The organism is Methylobacterium sp. FW102-HT35C08 (assembly GCF_058790235.1).
The window spans coordinates 1,132,797-1,149,488 of record NZ_JBYTCL010000002.1 but is presented as its reverse complement, the minus strand read 5'-3'; the positions used below and the strand labels follow the sequence as shown (position 1 = coordinate 1,149,488).

Genomic DNA, 16,692 nt, shown 5'->3' with positions numbered 1-16,692 from the left:
ATCAGCTATCCGCGTGCAGGACCTTGCCGCGCGTCTCGGGCAGCGCGAAGGCCGCCAGGAAGAAGATCCCGTAGGCGACGGCCGCGAAGATCGCGATGGCGGAGGCGAGACCGGCGCGCTCCGCGAGGTAGCCGACCAGTGCCGGGAACAGGGCGCCGATGCCGCGGCCGAAATTGTAGCAGAACCCCTGCCCCGAGCCGCGCAGGCGGGTCGGATACAGTTCGGTCAGGAACGCGCCCATGCCCGAGAAGTAGCCGGAGGCGAAGAAGCCGAGCGGGAAGCCCAGCACCCACAGCACCCCGTTCGAGAGCGGGATCTGCGTGTAGGCGACGATCACCGCGATGGCGCCCAGCGAGAAGATCAGGAACAGCGGCCGCCGGCCGAGCCGGTCGGCGAGCCAGGCGCCCACGAGGTAGCCGGTGAACGAGCCGACGATCAGGGCCGCGAGGTAGCCGGTGGAGGAGACGATCGACAGGTGGCGCTCGGTGGTCAGGAAGCGCGGCACCCAGGTGGTGATCGCGTAGTAGCCGCCCTGGCAGCCCGCCGCTGCCAGCGAGGCCAGCAGCGTCGTCTTGAGGATCGGGCCGGAGAAGATCTCCCAGATCTGCGGCCGGTCGCCCGTGGCGGCGGCCCGGGCGCGGGATTCGGCGGCGACCTCCGGCTCCTTCACGTAGCGGCGCAGGTAGAAGACCAGCAGCGCCGGCAGCGCGCCCACCGCGAACATCCAGCGCCACGCGGTCTCGGGCGGCAGGATCGAGAACAGCACCGCCTGCGACAGGACCGCGAGGCCCCAGCCGATCGCCCAGCCGGACTGGACGGAGCCGACGGCGCGGCCGCGATACTCGGCCCGGATCGTCTCGCCGATCAGCACGGCGCCGGCCGCCCACTCGCCACCGAAGCCGAGGCCCAGGATCGCCCGGGCGACGAGAAGCTGCTCGAAGTTCTGCACGAAGGCGCAGAGCAGCGAGAACAGGGAGAACCAGAGGATCGTGATCTGCAGGGTGAGCACCCGGCCGATCCGGTCGGCGATGAAGCCCGCGAGCCAGCCGCCAATTGCCGAGGCCAGCAGCGTCACCGTGGCTGCGAGCCCGGCCGTGCCGGAATCGACGTGCCACAGGGCCATGATCGTCCCGATCACCAGCGGGTAGATCATGAAGTCCATGCCGTCGAGGCACCATCCGGCGGCGCACGCCCAGAACGTGTGCCGCTCCGGCGGCGTCATCGATCGGTAGAAGGCGGTGAGGCTGGCGTCGCGGATCTCGACCGCGTCCACGCCGGTGCTCCCCTGCCCGGTTGCTGTGCTCATCACCGCCTCCCGCCGTCCGATACCAGTATCAGCGTCCTAGGCTGAGCTGTCCAACGTCGGAGAGGTCCACGCAAGGAAAAGGCCGCCCGCAGGCGGCCTCTCCCCGTCTTTTCGCTTCCCGATCAACGCTCAGTAGCAGCGCTCGACCAGGACCCGGCGGTAGCCGTAGGGGGTCCAGCGCACCCGCGGGACCGTGTAGCAGCCGCCGCCATAGCCGTAATCGCCGGCGTAGCCGTAGCCGACCGGAGCGTAGCCACCGTATCCGTAGCCGTAGCCCGGATAGCCGTAGCCGCCATAGCCGCCGTAGAGGCCGCCGGCCGCGAGACCCAGGCCGACGCCGAGGCCCAATCCGCCGAGGCCGTAGCCGTAGCCCCGGCCATAACCGTAGCCGCGTCCACCATAGAAGCCGCGACCACCATAGAAACCACCCCCGCGGAAGCCGGCGCCGCGGAAGCCGCCACCGAAGCCGCCACCCCGGAAGCCGCCGAAGCCGCCGCCGTGGAAGCCGCCGCCGTGGAAGCCGCCGCCGTGGAAACCACCCCCGCCGAATCCGCGCGCATCCGCGCTGGCCGGCGCCAGAGCCAGGGCACCCGCTGCGAGCAGGGCCGAGCCGAGCACTGCACCCTTCATCACGTCATCTCCGTGGAAAACCGCCCTCTGAGGCAAGAAACGTTTTAAGGCCGAAAACGGTCCAGTCGCCTCTTGCGGCGCGCCGCCGCTGCCGGCCGCGGCAAGCCCCGGCCTTGCTCCGGGCTCCAAAATCGCCGCTTTCCGAGGCGAGAGGCCCCGGTAACACCCCGCTCCAACCCTCCGAGCAATCCGGAACGAGTGATGACGATGCGCCCGGCTCACGCCCTGTTGATCGCGCTCCTCGCGCTGGCCGCCCCCGCCCGGGCTGGCGGGGCGCCGGCCGGCCCAACGCCTTGCCGCGCCGTCGAGGCGCAGGGCGAGACCTTCACGGTCTGTACGATCGACCTGCGGCGGCAGCGATTGAAGTTGTTCTGGCGCGAACAGGATGGGCGGCCCTACGGCTCGCTCGGCACATTGGCCGAGACGCAGGGCGGGCATCTCAGCTTCGCGATGAATGCCGGCATGTACGACAAGGACCAGGCGCCGGTGGGCCTCTACGTCGAGGACGGGCGCGAGATGAAGCGGGTCTCGACGGCCGATGGCCCGGGCAACTTCCACCTCAAGCCCAACGGCATCTTCTGGGTGAAGGGCGAGCGCGCGGGCGTGCTCGACACGGCCCGCTATCTCCGGGCGAAGATCCGCCCGGACTACGCCACGCAGTCCGGGCCGATGCTGGTGATCGACGGCCAGATTCACCCGAAGATCTCCACCGACGGGCCGAGCCAGAAGATCCGCAACGGCGTGGGCGTCCCGGAGGACGGGCACGTCGCGATCTTCGCCATCTCCGAGCGCCCGGTGACCTTCGGCGCCTTCGCGCGGCTGTTCCGGGACGATCTCGGCTGCCGGAACGCCCTGTTCCTCGACGGCTCCGTGTCGAGCCTCTACGCGCCGAATCTCGGCCGCACCGACATCAGCCGGCCGCTCGGGCCGCTGGTCGGGGCGCTGCCGCGCTGAGGACGGTTCAGAGCTTTGGGGGCGGCAGGGGAAGCCTGCCTCTCGCTCCCGGTCCGCGATCGGGCCGGCTCGAACGGCGGCAAGCTTCGGCACTCACAAAGGTTCTGGATTCCGGGCTCGCCTGCGGCGCCCCGGAATGACTGGGCCGTCGGCCGAGGACGGGCTTTCCGCCGCTGCCCGGACGTCGTGCGCGGCGCCCGCGTTCAGCGCTGCCCGAAGGCCGTGTCCTTGAACAGGTCCTTGTACTCCCGCGGCTGCGAGCGCCAGTACTGCTTGGGGGCCCGCACGCGCGCGCCGAGCTCGGCGGCTGCGTGCCAGGGCCAGCGCGGATCGTACAGCATGGCCCGGGCGAGCGAGATCGCGTCCGCCTTGCCCTCCTGCAGGATCGCCTCCGCTTGGCTGGCCTCCGTGATCAGCCCCACCGCGATGGTGGTGAGTCCGGTCTCGGCCTTGATCCGCTCCGCGTAGGGCACCTGGTAGCCCGGCCCGAGCTTGATCGCCTGCTTGGGCGAGACGCCGCCCGTGGAGACGTGGAGCGCGGGCGAGCCCGCCCGCTTCAGGGCCTGGGCCAGTTCGACGGTCTCGTCGAGATCCCAGCCGTCCTCGACCCAGTCGGTGGCCGAGACGCGCAGCCAGACCGGGCTGCCCGCCGGGACGACGGCGCGCACCGCGTCGTAGACCTCCAGCGGGAAGCGCATCCGGTTCGCGAGGCTGCCGCCATATTCGTCCGTCCGCTTGTTGGCGATCGGCGACAGGAACTGGTGCAGCAGGTAGCCGTGGGCGCCGTGCAGCTCCACCGCCTCGATGCCGAGACGCACGGCACGCTTGGCGGTGGCCACGAACTGGTCGCGGACGCGCTTCAGGTCGGCGGCGTCGAGGGCGTGGGGCGGGACCTCGCCCTCCCCGTGCGCCAGAGCCGAGGGCGCCTCCGTGCGCCAGCCGTAGGCGTGCTCCGGCGGGATCTGCTGGCCGCCGGCCCAGGGAGCCTCGCTGGACGCCTTGCGGCCGGCATGGGCGATCTGGATGCAGACCGGGATCGGCGCGTATTCGCGCACGGCGTCGAGCACGCGGGCCAGCGCCCGCTCGCAGCCGTCGTTGTAGAGGCCGAGATCCCAGGCGGTGATCCGCGCCTCGGGCGAGACCGCGGTCGCCTCCAGGGTGAGCAGGCCGGCGCCCGACATGGCGAGCCCTCCCAGATGCATCATGTGCCAATCGGTGGCCTCGCCATCCCGGGCCGAGTACTGGCACATCGGGGCGATCAGGATGCGGTTCTCGAGGGTAAGGGCATCGAGCGTCAGCGGTTCGAACAGGCGAGCGGTCATCAGCAACTCCCGGTGGTCGATCCACTCTGGCGCAGGATGGGCACGACGGCCAGTGCGGTGCGGCAGAGCACCCCTGCGACCTGGGATTGCGGGAACCTGCGGAGACGGACGGCCGTTTTTCGCCCTGTCGCCGCATCGCGGCAATCGACGCGAACCGCCTGAGGGGGCGAGATCGCCCGAGGTCCAGATGATGCTTACCAGACTCGCCATCCCGCTCGCCCTCGCCGCCGGCTGTGCCGCCCTCGCGGGCGCGGCGCAGGCCCAGCCCGCCGCCTTCGGCGGACCGAAGATGCTGATCCACGGCAATTACTGCGGGCCGGGCAACAATGCCCCGCTGCCGCCGATCGACGCCCTCGACGCGGCCTGCGCCCGCCACGACGCCTGCACGCCCGAAGGAGGCCTGCCCACGCAGGCCTGCAACCTCCGCCTCCAGCGGGAGGCCACCCTGATCTCCCGCGATCCGCGCCAGCCCCAGGAACTGCGCTCGATGGCCGGCCTCGTCGCGGCCACCGCGACCCTGATCCCGTCCGAGCCGGCCCCGCGGAGCATGCCGGCCTCGGTCACGACCAGTCCGGCGCCGGACGCCTTCGCGCCGGCCCCGGAAAGATCGGCCCCCGGGGCGCTGGACGAGGACGACGACGCGCCGGACGCTGACTGACGCGGCCTGATGACGGCGCGGCCAGACTCGCCGCGCCGTCCTGCCCGTCGCGTGCGGACGCTCAGACGGCGCCGATGCCCTTGCCCTTCAGGCTCTCGCCGATCTCGTCGAGGGCCGCTGCGTCGTCGATCGTCGCCGGCATCGTCCAGGGCTCGTCGTCGGCGATCCGCTTCATGGTGGCCCGCAGGATCTTGCCCGAGCGGGTCTTGGGCAGCCGCGGTACGGTCAGCGCCATCTTGAAGGCCGCCACCGGGCCGATCTCGTCGCGCACCTTGGCGACGAGTTCCCGCTCGATCGCCTCGGTCGGCCGCGCGACGCCGGCCTTGAGCACCACGAAGCCGCAGGGCACCTCGCCCTTCAGCGCGTCGCGGATGCCGATGACCGCGCATTCCGCCACGTCGGGATGGCCGGCCAGAACCGCCTCCATGCCGCCCGTGGACAGGCGGTGGCCCGCGACGTTGATGATGTCGTCGGTCCGGCCCAGGACCGTGATGTAGCCGTCCGCGTCGATCACGCCGGCATCCGAGGTGTCGTAATAGCCCGGATAGGTGGCGAGGTAGCTCGACCGCATCCGCGCGTCCGAGCCCCACAGGGTCGGCAGGCAGCCCGGGGGCAGCGGCAGGCGGATCGCGATCGTGCCCATCGTGCCGGCCGGGACGGGCTTGCCGCCCTCGTCCAGCACCTCGACCCGGTAGCCCGGCATCGGCACGCAGGTGCTGCCGTGCTTCACCGGCAGGAGGCCGAGCCCCAGCGGGTTGCCGGCGATCGGCCATCCGGTCTCGGTCTGCCACCAATGGTCGATGACCGGCCGGTTCAGCACCCGCTCGGCCCAGGCGACCGAGTCGGGATCGGCGCGCTCGCCGGCCAGGAACAGGCTGCGGAACGCCGAGAGGTCGTAGGCGCCGATCCGGGCGCCCGCGGAATCCTCCTTCTTGATGGCGCGGAGCGCCGTCGGCGCCGTGAACAGGCAGGTCACGCCGTACTCGGCGGCGACCCGCCAGAAGGCGCCGGCATCGGGCGTGCCCACCGGCTTGCCCTCGTAGAGCACCGTCGTGCAGCCGTGCAGCAGCGGCGCGTAGACGATGTAGGAATGGCCCACCACCCAGCCGATGTCGGAGGCGCAGAAATAGGTCTCGCCGGGCTGGACGCCGTAGAGATTCGGCATCGACCAGGCGAGGGCGACGAGGTAGCCGCCGGTGTCGCGGACGACGCCTTTCGGCTTCCCCGTCGTGCCGGAGGTGTAGAGGATGTAGAGCGGGTCGGTGGCGGCGACCGGCACGCAGGCCGCCCTCTGCCCCGCGTCTCGGGCGGCCGCGACGGTCTCGGCCCAGTCGCGGTCGCGCTCCGGCGTCAGGGCGGCCGCGCATTGCGGCCTCTGGAGGATCAGGCAGGCCTCCGGCTTGTGGCGCGAGGCCGCGATCGCCGCGTCGAGGAGGGGCTTGTAGGCGACCACCCGGTTCGGCTCGATGCCGCAGGAGGCGGCGAGCACCACCTTCGGCGCCGCATCCTCGATCCGCACCGCCAGCTCGTTGGCGGCGAAGCCGCCGAACACCACCGAATGGACCGCGCCGAGCCGGGCGCAGGCCAGCATGCCGAACAGCGCCTCGGGCACCATCGGCATGTAGAGGATCACCCGGTCCCCCCGCCCGACGCCGAGCCCGGCCAGCACGGCGGCCAGCACCGCCACCTCGTCGCGCAGCGCCCGGTACGTGATGCTGCGCTTGGTGCCGGTGACGGGAGAATCGTAGCGGATCGCCACCTGCTCCGCCCGTGCCCCCTCGGCGTGACGGTCGACCGCGTTATGGCAGGCGTTCAGCGTGCCGTCCGGGAACCAGCGGCCGTAAGGGCCCGAATCCGGTGCGAAGGCCCGCTCCGGCGCGCGCACCCAGTCGAGCGCCCGGGCCGCGCCGAGCCAGAACGCCTCCGGATCGCGGCGGGCCGATTCGTAGATCTCCGGGTAGCGGCCCGGCAGGCTGGCGTTGGTCATCGCTTCGGCGTTTCCTCGCGGGCCGCTCTCCGGCGGCCGGCACAGAGTAGCCCATTCTCGCGCGCGGGGAGATAGAGCCTCGCCCCCGCGCGGCGGCGTGCGCGCCACAAGAAAGCCGCCGCACCGGGAGGTCCGATGCGGCGGCTTCTGTCATACGGGGTGTGCTATCGCGGGTGAGGTGTCAGGCCTCAGTGCCAGGCCTCAGTGCAACGTGTCGTTGCCCGCCTGGAGCCTGTTGATCTCGTCCTTGAGAAGGAGTTTCCGTCGCTTCAGCTCGGCGATGTGGAGGTCGTTCGCCGAAGGCCTGTGGGTCGCTTCCTGAATCTCGCGCTCGAGGGCTTCGTGCTTCCGGGCGAGTTGGTTCAGATGCGTCTGCAGCGACATGAGCCGAATCTCCTGTCATCGTTTCGACACGTCGAGATTGGCACAGGATGCCGGACCTGTCGAAGCGTTTTCTGCTGCTAAGTCTCACGAATGCTTACCGCGCCGTCTTGTCCGGCGCCCGGGCGTGACGCATGCTCCCGAGCCATGAACGAACTTCGGGTCCGCGGGTGACAATGGCGGAAGAGTCGGGTGAGAGTGCGCAGTCGGATCTCCTGGGCGAGCTGGCCCGGCTGCGCGAGGAGCACCGGGACCTCGACAGCGCCATCGAGGCGCTGGAGCTCAGCGTCGCCGGGGACCAGCTCCAGATCCAGCGGCTGAAGAAGCGCAAGCTCACGCTGCGCGACCGCATCTTCCACATCGAGGACGCGCTGACGCCGGACATCATCGCCTGATGCCGGTGGACGCCGCCGCGCCCCGCCTTGCCGCGGGCCTGCGCCGCCTGTAAGCGCCCTCTTTTGCCGGGATCAACGATGGTGTCGCCTCCGGTCGCGATCATCATGGGCAGCCAGTCCGACTGGGCGACCATGCGGCATGCCGCCGAGACGCTCGACGCGCTCGGCGTGCCCTACGACGCGCGGATCGTGTCGGCCCACCGCACGCCCGACCGCCTCGTGGCCTTCGCCAAGGGCGCGGTCGCGGCCGGTTTCAAGGTCGTGATCGCCGGCGCTGGCGGCGCCGCGCACCTGCCCGGCATGGCGGCGGCGATGACCCGGCTCCCGGTCTTCGGCGTGCCGGTGGAATCCAAGGCCTTGTCCGGCCAGGACAGCCTGCTCTCCATCGTCCAGATGCCCGCCGGCATCCCGGTGGGGACCCTGGCGATCGGGCGGGCCGGGGCCATCAACGCGGCCCTGCTCGCCGCGTCCGTCCTGGCGCTCTCCGACCCGCAGCTGGCGGAGCGACTCGACACGTGGCGCGCGGCCCAGACCGCCTCGGTGGCCGAGCGGCCGGTGACGGAAGAGAACGCGTGACGGACAAGACCCTCGGCCCCGGCTCCACCCTCGGCATCGTCGGCGGAGGCCAGCTCGGGCGCATGATCGCGCTGGCCGCGGCCAATTACGGCCTCAAGGTCCACATCTACGCCCCCGACCAGGACAGCCCCGCCTTCGATGTGGCCGCCCGCACCACCTGCGCGGCCTACGACGATGCCGAGGCGCTGGCCGCTTTCGCGCGCAGCGTCGACGTCGTCACCTACGAGTTCGAGAACATCCCGCACGCCACCGCCGACATCCTGGCCCGGCACGCCGCCCTGCATCCGAACGCGCGGGCGCTCTCGACCACGCAGGACCGCCTGTCCGAGAAGGAATTCATCAACGGTCTCGGCATCCCGACGGCGCCGTTCCGGGCGGTCGACACGCCCGACGACCTCGACCGCGCGATCGAGGTGATCGGCCTGCCGGCGGTGCTCAAGACCCGCCGCTTCGGCTACGACGGCAAGGGGCAGCGCATGCTGCGCGAGCGGGCCGAAGGCGACCGCAACGCCCTGTTCGCCGAGTTCGGCGGCGCGCCGCTGATCCTGGAAGGGTTCGTGCCGTTCGAGCGCGAGGTCTCGGTGGTCGGCGCCCGCGCCCGCGACGGCAGCTTCGCGGCCTTCGACCTGTGCGAGAACGAGCATCGCGATCACATCCTCGCGCTGACCCGGGTCCCGGCTCCCGGCGTGTCGCCCGAGACCCGTCGCGCGGCCCTCGACATCGGCAGGCGCATCGCCGACGCGCTGGACTATGTCGGCGTGCTCGCCGTGGAGATGTTCCTGGTGCGGGAGGACGGTGCCGAGCGCCTCGTGGTCAACGAGATCGCGCCGCGGGTCCACAATTCCGGGCACTGGACCATCGAGGGGGCGCGGACCTCGCAATTCGCCCAGCATGTCCGCGCCGTCTGCGGCTGGCCGCTGGGCGATGCCGCCCGGGTGGGCGGTCTGCCGGTGGAGATGCGCAACCTCATCGGCGCCCAGGCCGACGACTGGCACGCGCTGTTGGCCGAGCCCGGGGCGCATCTGCACCTCTACGGCAAGGGCGAGGCGCGCCCGGGCCGGAAGATGGGGCACGTCACCCGTCTCGGATCCGACCCGGCCGAAGCCTGAGGCTTCGGGGGCACACCCGCGCCGCCGCGTGCCGCGCGGAGGCCCCGACGCGGCGCCGGGGCAGCGTCGAGCCATACCTTCGCCACATCCCGCCGCTTCCACCAAGTCGTGGTCGGTGCCGAATGCTGTCGATCGATTCACCCGTGCCGCCTTTATCCTGTTGGGACGGGTGACGGGCCGGGTGACGAGGCGGCGCTTTCTTAAGCCGGCCTTCACCGTGATGCGCGACGGTGCCCCGGATCGGGTGTGCCCGGCGCGCGGCGCGGGCGCTTGGACGTGAGGGGCGAGGCGGGTACGCGGGATGCGGGCCGCGCCTCGGGGAGAGTGGGGCGATGATCGTACGCAACGGGCTGGTTCGGACGACGGCACTGATCGGCGCGGCCATAATCTCGGCCGCGGGCCTTGCGGGCTGCGAGACCGTCGGGAGCGCGGCCGGCCCGCGGCAATACGCCGTGCTGGAGACCGACACGACGGGTGCCACGAACGTGAACATCGCCTCGCTGACCGAGGTCGTGCAGCGCAACCCGAACGATGCGGCGGCCTACAACACCCGCGGTGCCGCCTACGCCCGTGCCGGCCAGTTCAGCGATGCCATCGCGGACTTCACCAAGGCGATCCAGATCGATCCGAACTCGGCCTCGGCTTACAACAACCGGGCGCTCGCCAGCCGCCAGATCGGACGCGACGGCCCGGCGCTGCAGGATTTCACCAAGGCGATCGGCATCGATCCGAATTACGGCCCCGCCTATATCGGCCGGGCTAATGTCGAGCGTGCTCAGGGCAACCTCGATCAGGCGCTCAATGACCTCAACGTCGCGATCCGGCTGATGCCCGAATCGGCCGAGGCCTATCATGCCCGCGGCCTCGTGCGGCAGAAGCAGGGTCAGGACACCCAGGCGATCGCCGATTTCGACGCCGCCATCGACCGCGACCCCTTCAAGTCGGCGCCTTACGCCGCCCGCGGCCAGAGCCTGATCGCCACGAACCAGTACCCGAAGGCGATCGAGGACTACAACGCGGCGCTCAACGTCAACAACAAGGACGCCACCTCCTGGGCCTATCGCGGCCTGGCCTACGAGAAGTCGGGCCAGCGCAAGGAGGCGATGGAGAACTACCAGCGCGCCTCGACGATCGACCCGAACAATTCCGTCGCCCGCGCCGGCCTCGGCCGGGTGCAGGGCGGGGTCGGCTCGCTGTTCAACTGATCGCGGCTACCCCAACCACGCCCTCATCCTGAGGTGCCCGCGTCAGCGGGCAACGAAGGAGGGCTTCGGGGATTGCGCGGCCGGCTGGAGGCCTCCTACGAGGCCTCCGCTGCGCTCCGGCACCCCAGCATGAGGGGACGGTCGGATGCACATCCCTCAGGCCGCCAGCAGCCCGTTCTCGTTCTGCGTGATCTGGCGCAGGTGGTGGGCGGTGTCGCCGAGCTGGTACTCGATCATGGCGAGCCGCTTGAAATGGTGGGCGCCGATATACTCCAGAGTCATGCCGATGCCGCCGTGGAGCTGGACTGCCTCCTGGCCGACATAGCGGCAGGCCTTGTTGATCTGCACCTTCACGGCCGACAGGGCCGCGGCCCGCGCTTTGGCATCCGGCGTATCCACCATCATGGCGGCGTAGAGCGCCATCGAGCGGGCCTGCTCCAGCTGAATCAGCATGTCCACGGCCCGATGCTGCAGGGCCTGGAAGGAGCCGACGCTGACGCCGAACTGCTTGCGGGTCTTGAGGTACTCGACCGTGAGCTTGTGGAGCGCGTCCATGGAGCCGACCGCCTCGGCGGCGAGCGCCGCGATCCCGTGCTCCACCACCCGCTCGAGGAGCGGCAGGCCGCCTTCGGGATCGCCCAGGGCTGAGTCGGCGGGGATCTGCACCTCCGAGAAGGACACTTCCGCGGCCCGGCCGCCATCCTGGGTCGGATACGCTTCGATGGCGACGCCCGCGGCGTCGGTCGGGACCAGGAACAGGCCGATCCCGTGCGGATCGCGCCGCTCACCCGAGACCCGGGCGGAGACCACCATCAGGCCGGCCGCGTCGGCGTTGGGTACGACGCTCTTGGCGCCGCTCAGCACGAAGCCGTCGCCGCTGCGACGGGCCGTGGTGGCCACGTCGGCGAGGTCGTAGCGGGACTGGCGCTCGGTGTGGGCGAGGGTCAGGCGCAGGCCGCCGGCGACGAGGTCCGGGACGAGGCGTTCCTTCTGCGCCGCGCTGCCGCCGAGCCGCAGGGCAGTCGAGCCGAGGACGAGGCTTGCCAGCAGCGGCTCGACCACGAGGTTGCGGCCGACCGCTTCCATGACCAGCAGAGTCTCGACCGGGCCGCCGCCGAACCCGCCTTCCTCTTCCGAGAACGGCAGTCCGGTGACGCCGAGTTCGGAAAAAGCCGCCCAGCCCTCCGCGGGGAAGCCCAGCGGCGCCTTCAGCCGCGCCTGGCGGCTCTCCAGCGACGGGTAGAGGTCGGCGGCGAGCCGCTCGACCGAGTCGCGCAGGAGCGACTGGTCCTCGTTCAGGTCGAAATCCATGGTGGTGTTCCCCTGGCCCCTCTCCTCCCCCTTGCGGGGAGGAGGCGGAGGTGGGGGTGGTGCAGGAGGCACCGTGGCACTCAATCCTGAGCCACCCCCACCCCTGACCCCTCCCCGCAAGGGGGAGGGGAAATCGCTCACAACCCCAGAATGCCCTTGGCGATGACGTTGTGCTGGATCTCGTTCGAGCCGCCGTAGATCGAGACCTTGCGGTTGTTGAAGTAGCTCGGCGCCGCCGCGTCGACCCAGTCGAAGCCGCCCGGCAGGTTGTTGGCGCCCGCCCCACGCGCCGGAGCCGCGAGGGCGAAGGGCCCGGCGAGTTCCACCAGCAGCTCGGTCGCCGCCTGCTGGAGCTGCGAGCCGCGGATCTTGAGGAGCGACGAGGCGGGATCGGGCTCCACCGAATCCGCCCGGCCCTGCTTGGCCGCCACCCGCATCTGGGTGATCTCCAGCGCCTTCAGCTCGATCTCCACCTCCGCGACGCGGGTCCGGAAGGCGGGATCATCCCACATGGTGCCCGAACCGGCCGGCATCTCCCGGGCGAGACGCTTGATCCGGGCGATCCGCTCCTTGGTGAGACCGATCCGGGCGATGCCGGTCCGCTCGTTGGCGAGCAGGAATTTCGCGTAGTCCCAACCCCGGTTCTCCTCGCCGACAAGGTTCTCGACCGGCACGCGGACGGAATCGAAAAAGACCTCGTTGACCTCGTGCCGGCCCTCCAGGGTCAGGATCGGCCGCACGGTGATGCCGGGCGTCTTCATGTCGATCAGCAGGAAGGAGATGCCGCGCTGCTTCTTGGCCTCGAAATCGGTGCGAACCAGGCAGAAGATCCAGTCGGCGTGCTGGCCGAGCGTCGTCCAGGTCTTCTGACCGTCGACGACGTAGTGGTCGCCGTCGCGCAAAGCCTTGGTCTTGAGCGAGGCGAGGTCGGAGCCGGCGCCGGGCTCCGAGAAGCCCTGGCACCACCAATCGTCGAGATTGGCCGCGCGGGGGAGGAAGCGTTCTTTCTGGTCCAGCCGCCCGAAGGTCGCCAGCACCGGGCCGAACATGTAGCAGTTGAACTGCTGCGGCAGCGGCACCGCCGCCTGGAACAGCTCCTCGGTGTAGATGTAGCGCTGGATCGGAGTCCAATCCCGGCCGCCCCATTCCTGCGGCCAATGCGGCACCGCCCAGCCCTTGGCGTTGAGGATCCGCTGGCTCGTGACGTAATCGTCCTTGGTGAGGCTGCGCCCCTCCGAGACCTTGCGGCGAATCTCGGCGGGGATCTCCGTCCGGCAGAAGCTTCGGACCTCGTCGCGGAACGCGATTTCTTCGGATGTGAAGCGGAGATCCATCGTCAGCCTCCGATCTCGAACAGGCCGGCGCAGCCCTGGCCGCCGGCGACGCACATGGTGACCACGGCGTAGCGCGCGCCGCGGCGGCGGCCCTCCAGCAGGGCGTGGCCGACGAGCCGCGCCCCCGACATGCCGAACGGATGGCCGACCGCGATGGCGCCGCCGTTGACGTTGACCCTCGAAGGGTCGATCCCGAGCTTGTCGCGGCAGTAGACCGACTGGGACGCGAAGGCCTCGTTCAGCTCCCACAGGTCGATGTCGGCGACGCTGAGGCCTTGCCGCTCCAGCAGCCGCGGCACCGCGAAGACCGGGCCGATGCCCATCTCGTCCGGTCCGCAGCCCGCCGAGGCGAAGCCCCGGAAGGTGCCGAGCGGCGTGAGGCCGCGCCGCGCCGCCTCCTCGGCCGACATCAGCACGCTGGCCGAGGCCCCGTCCGAGAGCTGGCTGGCATTGCCCGCCGTGATGAAGGCGCCCTCCCCGCGCACGGGCTTGAGCTTGGCGAGGCCCTCCAAATTCGTGTCCGGCCGGTTGCCCTCGTCCTTGGCGAGCCGGGTCTCGACCTCCCGGGTCTCGCCGGTTGCCTTGTCGGTCACCGCCATGACGGCGCTCATCGGGACAATCTCGTCATCGAACAGCCCGCGCGCCTGCGCGTCGGCCGTGCGGCGCTGGCTCTCCAAGGCGAATTGGTCCTGCGCCTCCCGGGAGATGCCGTAGCGTTCCGCCACGATATCGGCAGTCTCGATCATCGGCATGTAGATCGCCGGCAGGTGCGCCTCCAGCCACGCGTTGCGGGTCAGCTCCCGCTGGACCTTCGGCTGGACGAGGCTGATCGACTCGACGCCGCCGGCCACCGCCACCGGCACGCCGTCGAGGATGATCCGCCGCGCCGCGCTGGCGATCGCCTCCAGGCCCGAGGCGCAGAAGCGCGAGACGGTGACGCCGGCCGACTCGACCGGGATCCCCGCCACCAGGGCCGCGTGACGGGCGACGTTGCCGCCCGTGGCGTTCTCCGGATAGCCGCAGCCGAGCACCACCTCCTCGACGGCCTCCGGCTCCAGCCGCGCCCGGTCCAGGGCGCCGCGGATCGCGTGGGCCGCCAGGTCGGCGCCGCGGGTGAGGTTCAGGGCGCCGCGATGGGCCTTGCCGATGGGGGTGCGGGCGGTCGCGACGATCACCGCGTCGGTCATGATCTTCCTCCCGCTCAGGCGTTCTTCAGGCTGGCGAAGCTGCCGCCCGCGTCGGCGAGCTTCTTGAGGAGCGGCGCCGGCTCCTGGCTGTCGTCGCCGGTCTCGGCCGCGAAGCGCGACAGCGCCTCCGCGATCGTCTTCAGCCCGACCGTGTCGGCCCAGTGCATCGGGCCGCCGCGCCAGGCCGGCCAGTTGTAGCCGTTGATCCAGATCGTATCGATGTCGCCCGGCCGGGCCGCGACGCCCTCCTCCAGGATCCGCGCGCCCTCGTTGACCATCGGGTACATCAGCCGGGCGACGATCTCGTCGGGCGTGAAGCTGCGGCGGGCGACGCCGTGCTCGGCGGCGACGCGCGCGATCAGCGCCTCCACCTCCGGGTCGCGCGTGCCGGTGCGGGCGCCGTCCGGGTAGAGGTAGAAGCCGCGCCCGGTCTTCTGGCCGAACCGGCCCTGCTCGGCGAGCGAATCGGCGACCGGGGCCCGGCCGCCGAAATCCTTGCGCGAGCGCCAGCCGATATCGAGGCCGGCGAGGTCGCCCATGGCGAAGGGCCCCATCCGGAAGCCGAAACCGGTCACCGCCGCGTCGACCTCGTGGGGCAGCGCGCCCTCGAGCAGCAGGCGCTCGCCGGCCCGGCTGCGGCGCTCCAGCATGCGGTTGCCCACGAAGCCGAAGCAGACCCCCACCGTCACCGGCAGCTTGTTGAGGCGCTTGCCGAGATCGAGGGCGGTGGCGAGCACGTCTGGGGCGGTCTTCTCGGCGCGGACCACTTCGACGAGGCGCATGACGTTGGCCGGGCTGAAGAAGTGCAGGCCGAGCACGTCCTGCGGCCGGTTCGTGACCGCCGCGATGGCGTTCACATCGAGGTAGGAGGTGTTAGTGGCCAGGATCGCGCCGGGCTTGGCGATGGAATCGAGCTTCGAGAAGATCTCGCGCTTGACGCCCATATCCTCGAAGGCCGCCTCGATGACGATGTCGGCCTCCCGGGCGTTCTCCAGCCCGAGCGCGCCGGTGATCCGGCCGATCCGCTCGTCGCGCTGGGCCTCGGTGATCGAGCCGCGCTTGGCCGAGCCGGCATAGAGGCCCTTCACCCGGTCGAGGCCGCGCGCCAGGGCGCTCGCCTCCGTCTCGATCACCGTCACCGGGATGCCGGCATTGGCGAAGCACATCGCGATGCCGCCGCCCATCGTGCCGGCACCGATCACCGCGGCCGTGCGGATGGGACGGCGGGGCGTGTCCTTCGGCAGGCCGGGCACCCGGGCGGCCTCGCGCTCGGCGAAGAAGGCGTAGCGCAGGGCCTTGGAGCGCGGATCCTCCACCAGGGCGCGAAACTCGGCCCGCTCCACCGCCACCGCGGCGTCGAAATCCTGCTCCAGGCCGGCGCGCACGGCCCGCACCAGGGCATGGACGTTGGTGGCGTCGGGGTCGCGCTTCACCGCCTCGGCGGCCTGCGCCTCGAAGGTTTCGCGCGCCGCCGGCGTCAGCTTCTCAGACCGGTCGCGCACCCGCGGCAGAGCGCCGGAATCGGCGAGCTCCAGCGCCCGCCTGCGGGCCACCGCCACGAGGTCGCCCGGCACCACGGCATCGACGATCCCGAGCGCCGCCGCCTTCTCGGCGGAGACGGGTTCGCCGGTGAGCATCATCGGGAAGGCGGCGTCGGGCCCGATCAAGCGCGGCAGGCGCTGCGTGCCCCCCGCTCCCGGGATGATCCCGAGCTTGATCTCCGGCAGGCCGATCTTGGCGGACGGTGCCGCCACGCGGCCGTGGCAGGCCATGGCCAGTTCCAGCCCGCCGCCGAGCGCCGCGCCGCCGATGGCCGCAACCACCGGCTTCGGGCTGGCATCGAGGCGGTCCAAGAGGTCCGGCAGGCTCGGCGGCTGCTGCGGCTTGCCGAACTCGGTGATGTCGGCGCCGCCCACGAACACCTTGCCTTCGGCCGCCAAGACGATTGCCCGGACCGACGCGTCCGCGACGGCCTGCGCCAAGGCCCCGTCGAGGGCTGCCCGCATCGCTGCGCCGAGCGCGTTGACCGGCGGATTGGCGAGCGTGAGCACCGCCACGCCACCATCGACCTCCTGACGAACCACCCCAGACTCCGTGTTGTTCTGCATCGCAGAATGACTGTCTGCAATTGACTAGGATGTTGGTTAGATGAGCCGGTTACGTCAAGGCAAACGGCTTGATGGTTGGCGCAGCCCTGTTCCTGTTCTGCATTGCAGACTTCTGTAACAGCGAGCGTTTGACCGGCCTCTGCCGCCCGTGTCATCAAAACCGCGCCCGGTGCGATCGGCCACCAGTGTCGCGGATGCGGTGCCGAGAGGAACCGGGCGCCGGGGAAGG

The 16,692-nt window shown here is 71.0% G+C and carries 15 protein-coding genes; 6 read left to right on the top strand and 9 right to left on the bottom strand.

The features are described from left to right. Position 1 precedes the first annotated feature (1 nt). Both AC3WSN_RS05600 and AC3WSN_RS05595 read right to left on the bottom strand, forming a co-directional pair. Complete coding sequence (locus AC3WSN_RS05600; RefSeq protein ID WP_492536686.1) at positions 2 to 1,306, bottom strand: MFS transporter; 1,305 nt, start codon at positions 1,304 to 1,306, stop codon at positions 2 to 4. 129 nt (positions 1,307 to 1,435) lie between these two features. After that, positions 1,436 to 1,936: a hypothetical protein gene (locus AC3WSN_RS05595; RefSeq protein ID WP_492543021.1), complete on the bottom strand. Its 501-nt coding sequence runs from the start codon at positions 1,934 to 1,936 to the stop codon at positions 1,436 to 1,438. A gap of 201 nt (positions 1,937 to 2,137) precedes the next feature. Here AC3WSN_RS05595 and AC3WSN_RS05590 point away from each other — a divergent pair, with 201 nt between their 5' ends. Continuing rightward, a complete protein-coding gene (locus tag AC3WSN_RS05590; RefSeq protein WP_192710020.1) occupies positions 2,138 to 2,890 on the top strand; it encodes a phosphodiester glycosidase family protein in 753 nt (250 codons plus the stop codon). 203 nt (positions 2,891 to 3,093) lie between these two features. Here AC3WSN_RS05590 and AC3WSN_RS05585 read toward each other — a convergent pair whose 3' ends face one another. After that, positions 3,094 to 4,212: an NADH:flavin oxidoreductase/NADH oxidase gene (locus tag AC3WSN_RS05585; RefSeq protein ID WP_192710019.1), complete on the bottom strand. Its 1,119-nt coding sequence runs from the start codon at positions 4,210 to 4,212 to the stop codon at positions 3,094 to 3,096. Positions 4,213 to 4,399: 187 nt separating this feature from the next. Between AC3WSN_RS05585 and AC3WSN_RS05580 the strand changes: the two genes are divergently transcribed. After that, complete coding sequence (locus AC3WSN_RS05580; protein ID WP_492536685.1) at positions 4,400 to 4,870, top strand: phospholipase A2 family protein; 471 nt, start codon at positions 4,400 to 4,402, stop codon at positions 4,868 to 4,870. A gap of 61 nt (positions 4,871 to 4,931) precedes the next feature. Here the strand turns inward: AC3WSN_RS05580 and AC3WSN_RS05575 are convergent, their stop codons facing one another. Beyond that, complete coding sequence (locus AC3WSN_RS05575; protein ID WP_492536684.1) at positions 4,932 to 6,857, bottom strand: propionyl-CoA synthetase; 1,926 nt, start codon at positions 6,855 to 6,857, stop codon at positions 4,932 to 4,934. A gap of 201 nt (positions 6,858 to 7,058) precedes the next feature. Beyond that, entirely contained in the window at positions 7,059 to 7,241 is a 183-nt protein-coding gene (locus AC3WSN_RS05570) for a YdcH family protein (protein WP_192710016.1), read from the bottom strand. A 173-nt stretch (positions 7,242 to 7,414) separates the two neighbouring features. On the opposite strand from AC3WSN_RS05570, the gene AC3WSN_RS05565 reads away from it, so the two are divergent. The 4 genes from AC3WSN_RS05565 (at position 7,415) to AC3WSN_RS05550 (ending at position 10,523) form a co-directional block, all read left to right on the top strand. Continuing rightward, positions 7,415 to 7,633: a YdcH family protein gene (locus AC3WSN_RS05565; RefSeq protein WP_238197202.1), complete on the top strand. Its 219-nt coding sequence runs from the start codon at positions 7,415 to 7,417 to the stop codon at positions 7,631 to 7,633. A gap of 78 nt (positions 7,634 to 7,711) precedes the next feature. Continuing rightward, the gene (gene purE / locus AC3WSN_RS05560) at positions 7,712 to 8,209 is read left to right on the top strand and encodes a 5-(carboxyamino)imidazole ribonucleotide mutase (RefSeq protein WP_192710014.1); all 498 of its coding nucleotides are present in this window, start codon (positions 7,712 to 7,714) and stop codon (positions 8,207 to 8,209) included. Further along, positions 8,206 to 9,318 (top strand): 5-(carboxyamino)imidazole ribonucleotide synthase, encoded by a 1,113-nt coding sequence (locus AC3WSN_RS05555; protein WP_492536683.1) that lies wholly within the window; start codon positions 8,206 to 8,208, stop codon positions 9,316 to 9,318. Before purE ends, AC3WSN_RS05555 begins: the two co-directional genes overlap by 4 nt. 332 nt (positions 9,319 to 9,650) lie before the next feature. Beyond that, entirely contained in the window at positions 9,651 to 10,523 is an 873-nt protein-coding gene (locus AC3WSN_RS05550; protein WP_192710012.1) for a tetratricopeptide repeat protein, read from the top strand. Between the two features lie 156 nt (positions 10,524 to 10,679). Here the strand turns inward: AC3WSN_RS05550 and AC3WSN_RS05545 are convergent, their stop codons facing one another. From AC3WSN_RS05545 to AC3WSN_RS05530, 4 genes are all read right to left on the bottom strand, one after another. Next, positions 10,680 to 11,834 carry an acyl-CoA dehydrogenase family protein gene (locus AC3WSN_RS05545; protein ID WP_492536682.1) on the bottom strand — a complete coding sequence of 385 codons (1,155 nt, stop codon included), beginning with the start codon at positions 11,832 to 11,834 and terminating at the stop codon, positions 10,680 to 10,682. 137 nt (positions 11,835 to 11,971) lie between these two features. After that, on the bottom strand, positions 11,972 to 13,168 hold the full coding sequence (locus AC3WSN_RS05540) for an acyl-CoA dehydrogenase family protein (protein ID WP_492536681.1): 1,197 nt from the start codon (positions 13,166 to 13,168) through the stop codon (positions 11,972 to 11,974). Positions 13,169 to 13,170: 2 nt separating this feature from the next. Then, the gene (locus tag AC3WSN_RS05535; protein WP_492536680.1) at positions 13,171 to 14,355 is read right to left on the bottom strand and encodes an acetyl-CoA C-acyltransferase; all 1,185 of its coding nucleotides are present in this window, start codon (positions 14,353 to 14,355) and stop codon (positions 13,171 to 13,173) included. A gap of 14 nt (positions 14,356 to 14,369) precedes the next feature. Continuing rightward, entirely contained in the window at positions 14,370 to 16,463 is a 2,094-nt protein-coding gene (locus tag AC3WSN_RS05530; RefSeq protein WP_492536679.1) for a 3-hydroxyacyl-CoA dehydrogenase NAD-binding domain-containing protein, read from the bottom strand. Between the last annotated feature and the right edge of the window lie 229 nt (positions 16,464 to 16,692).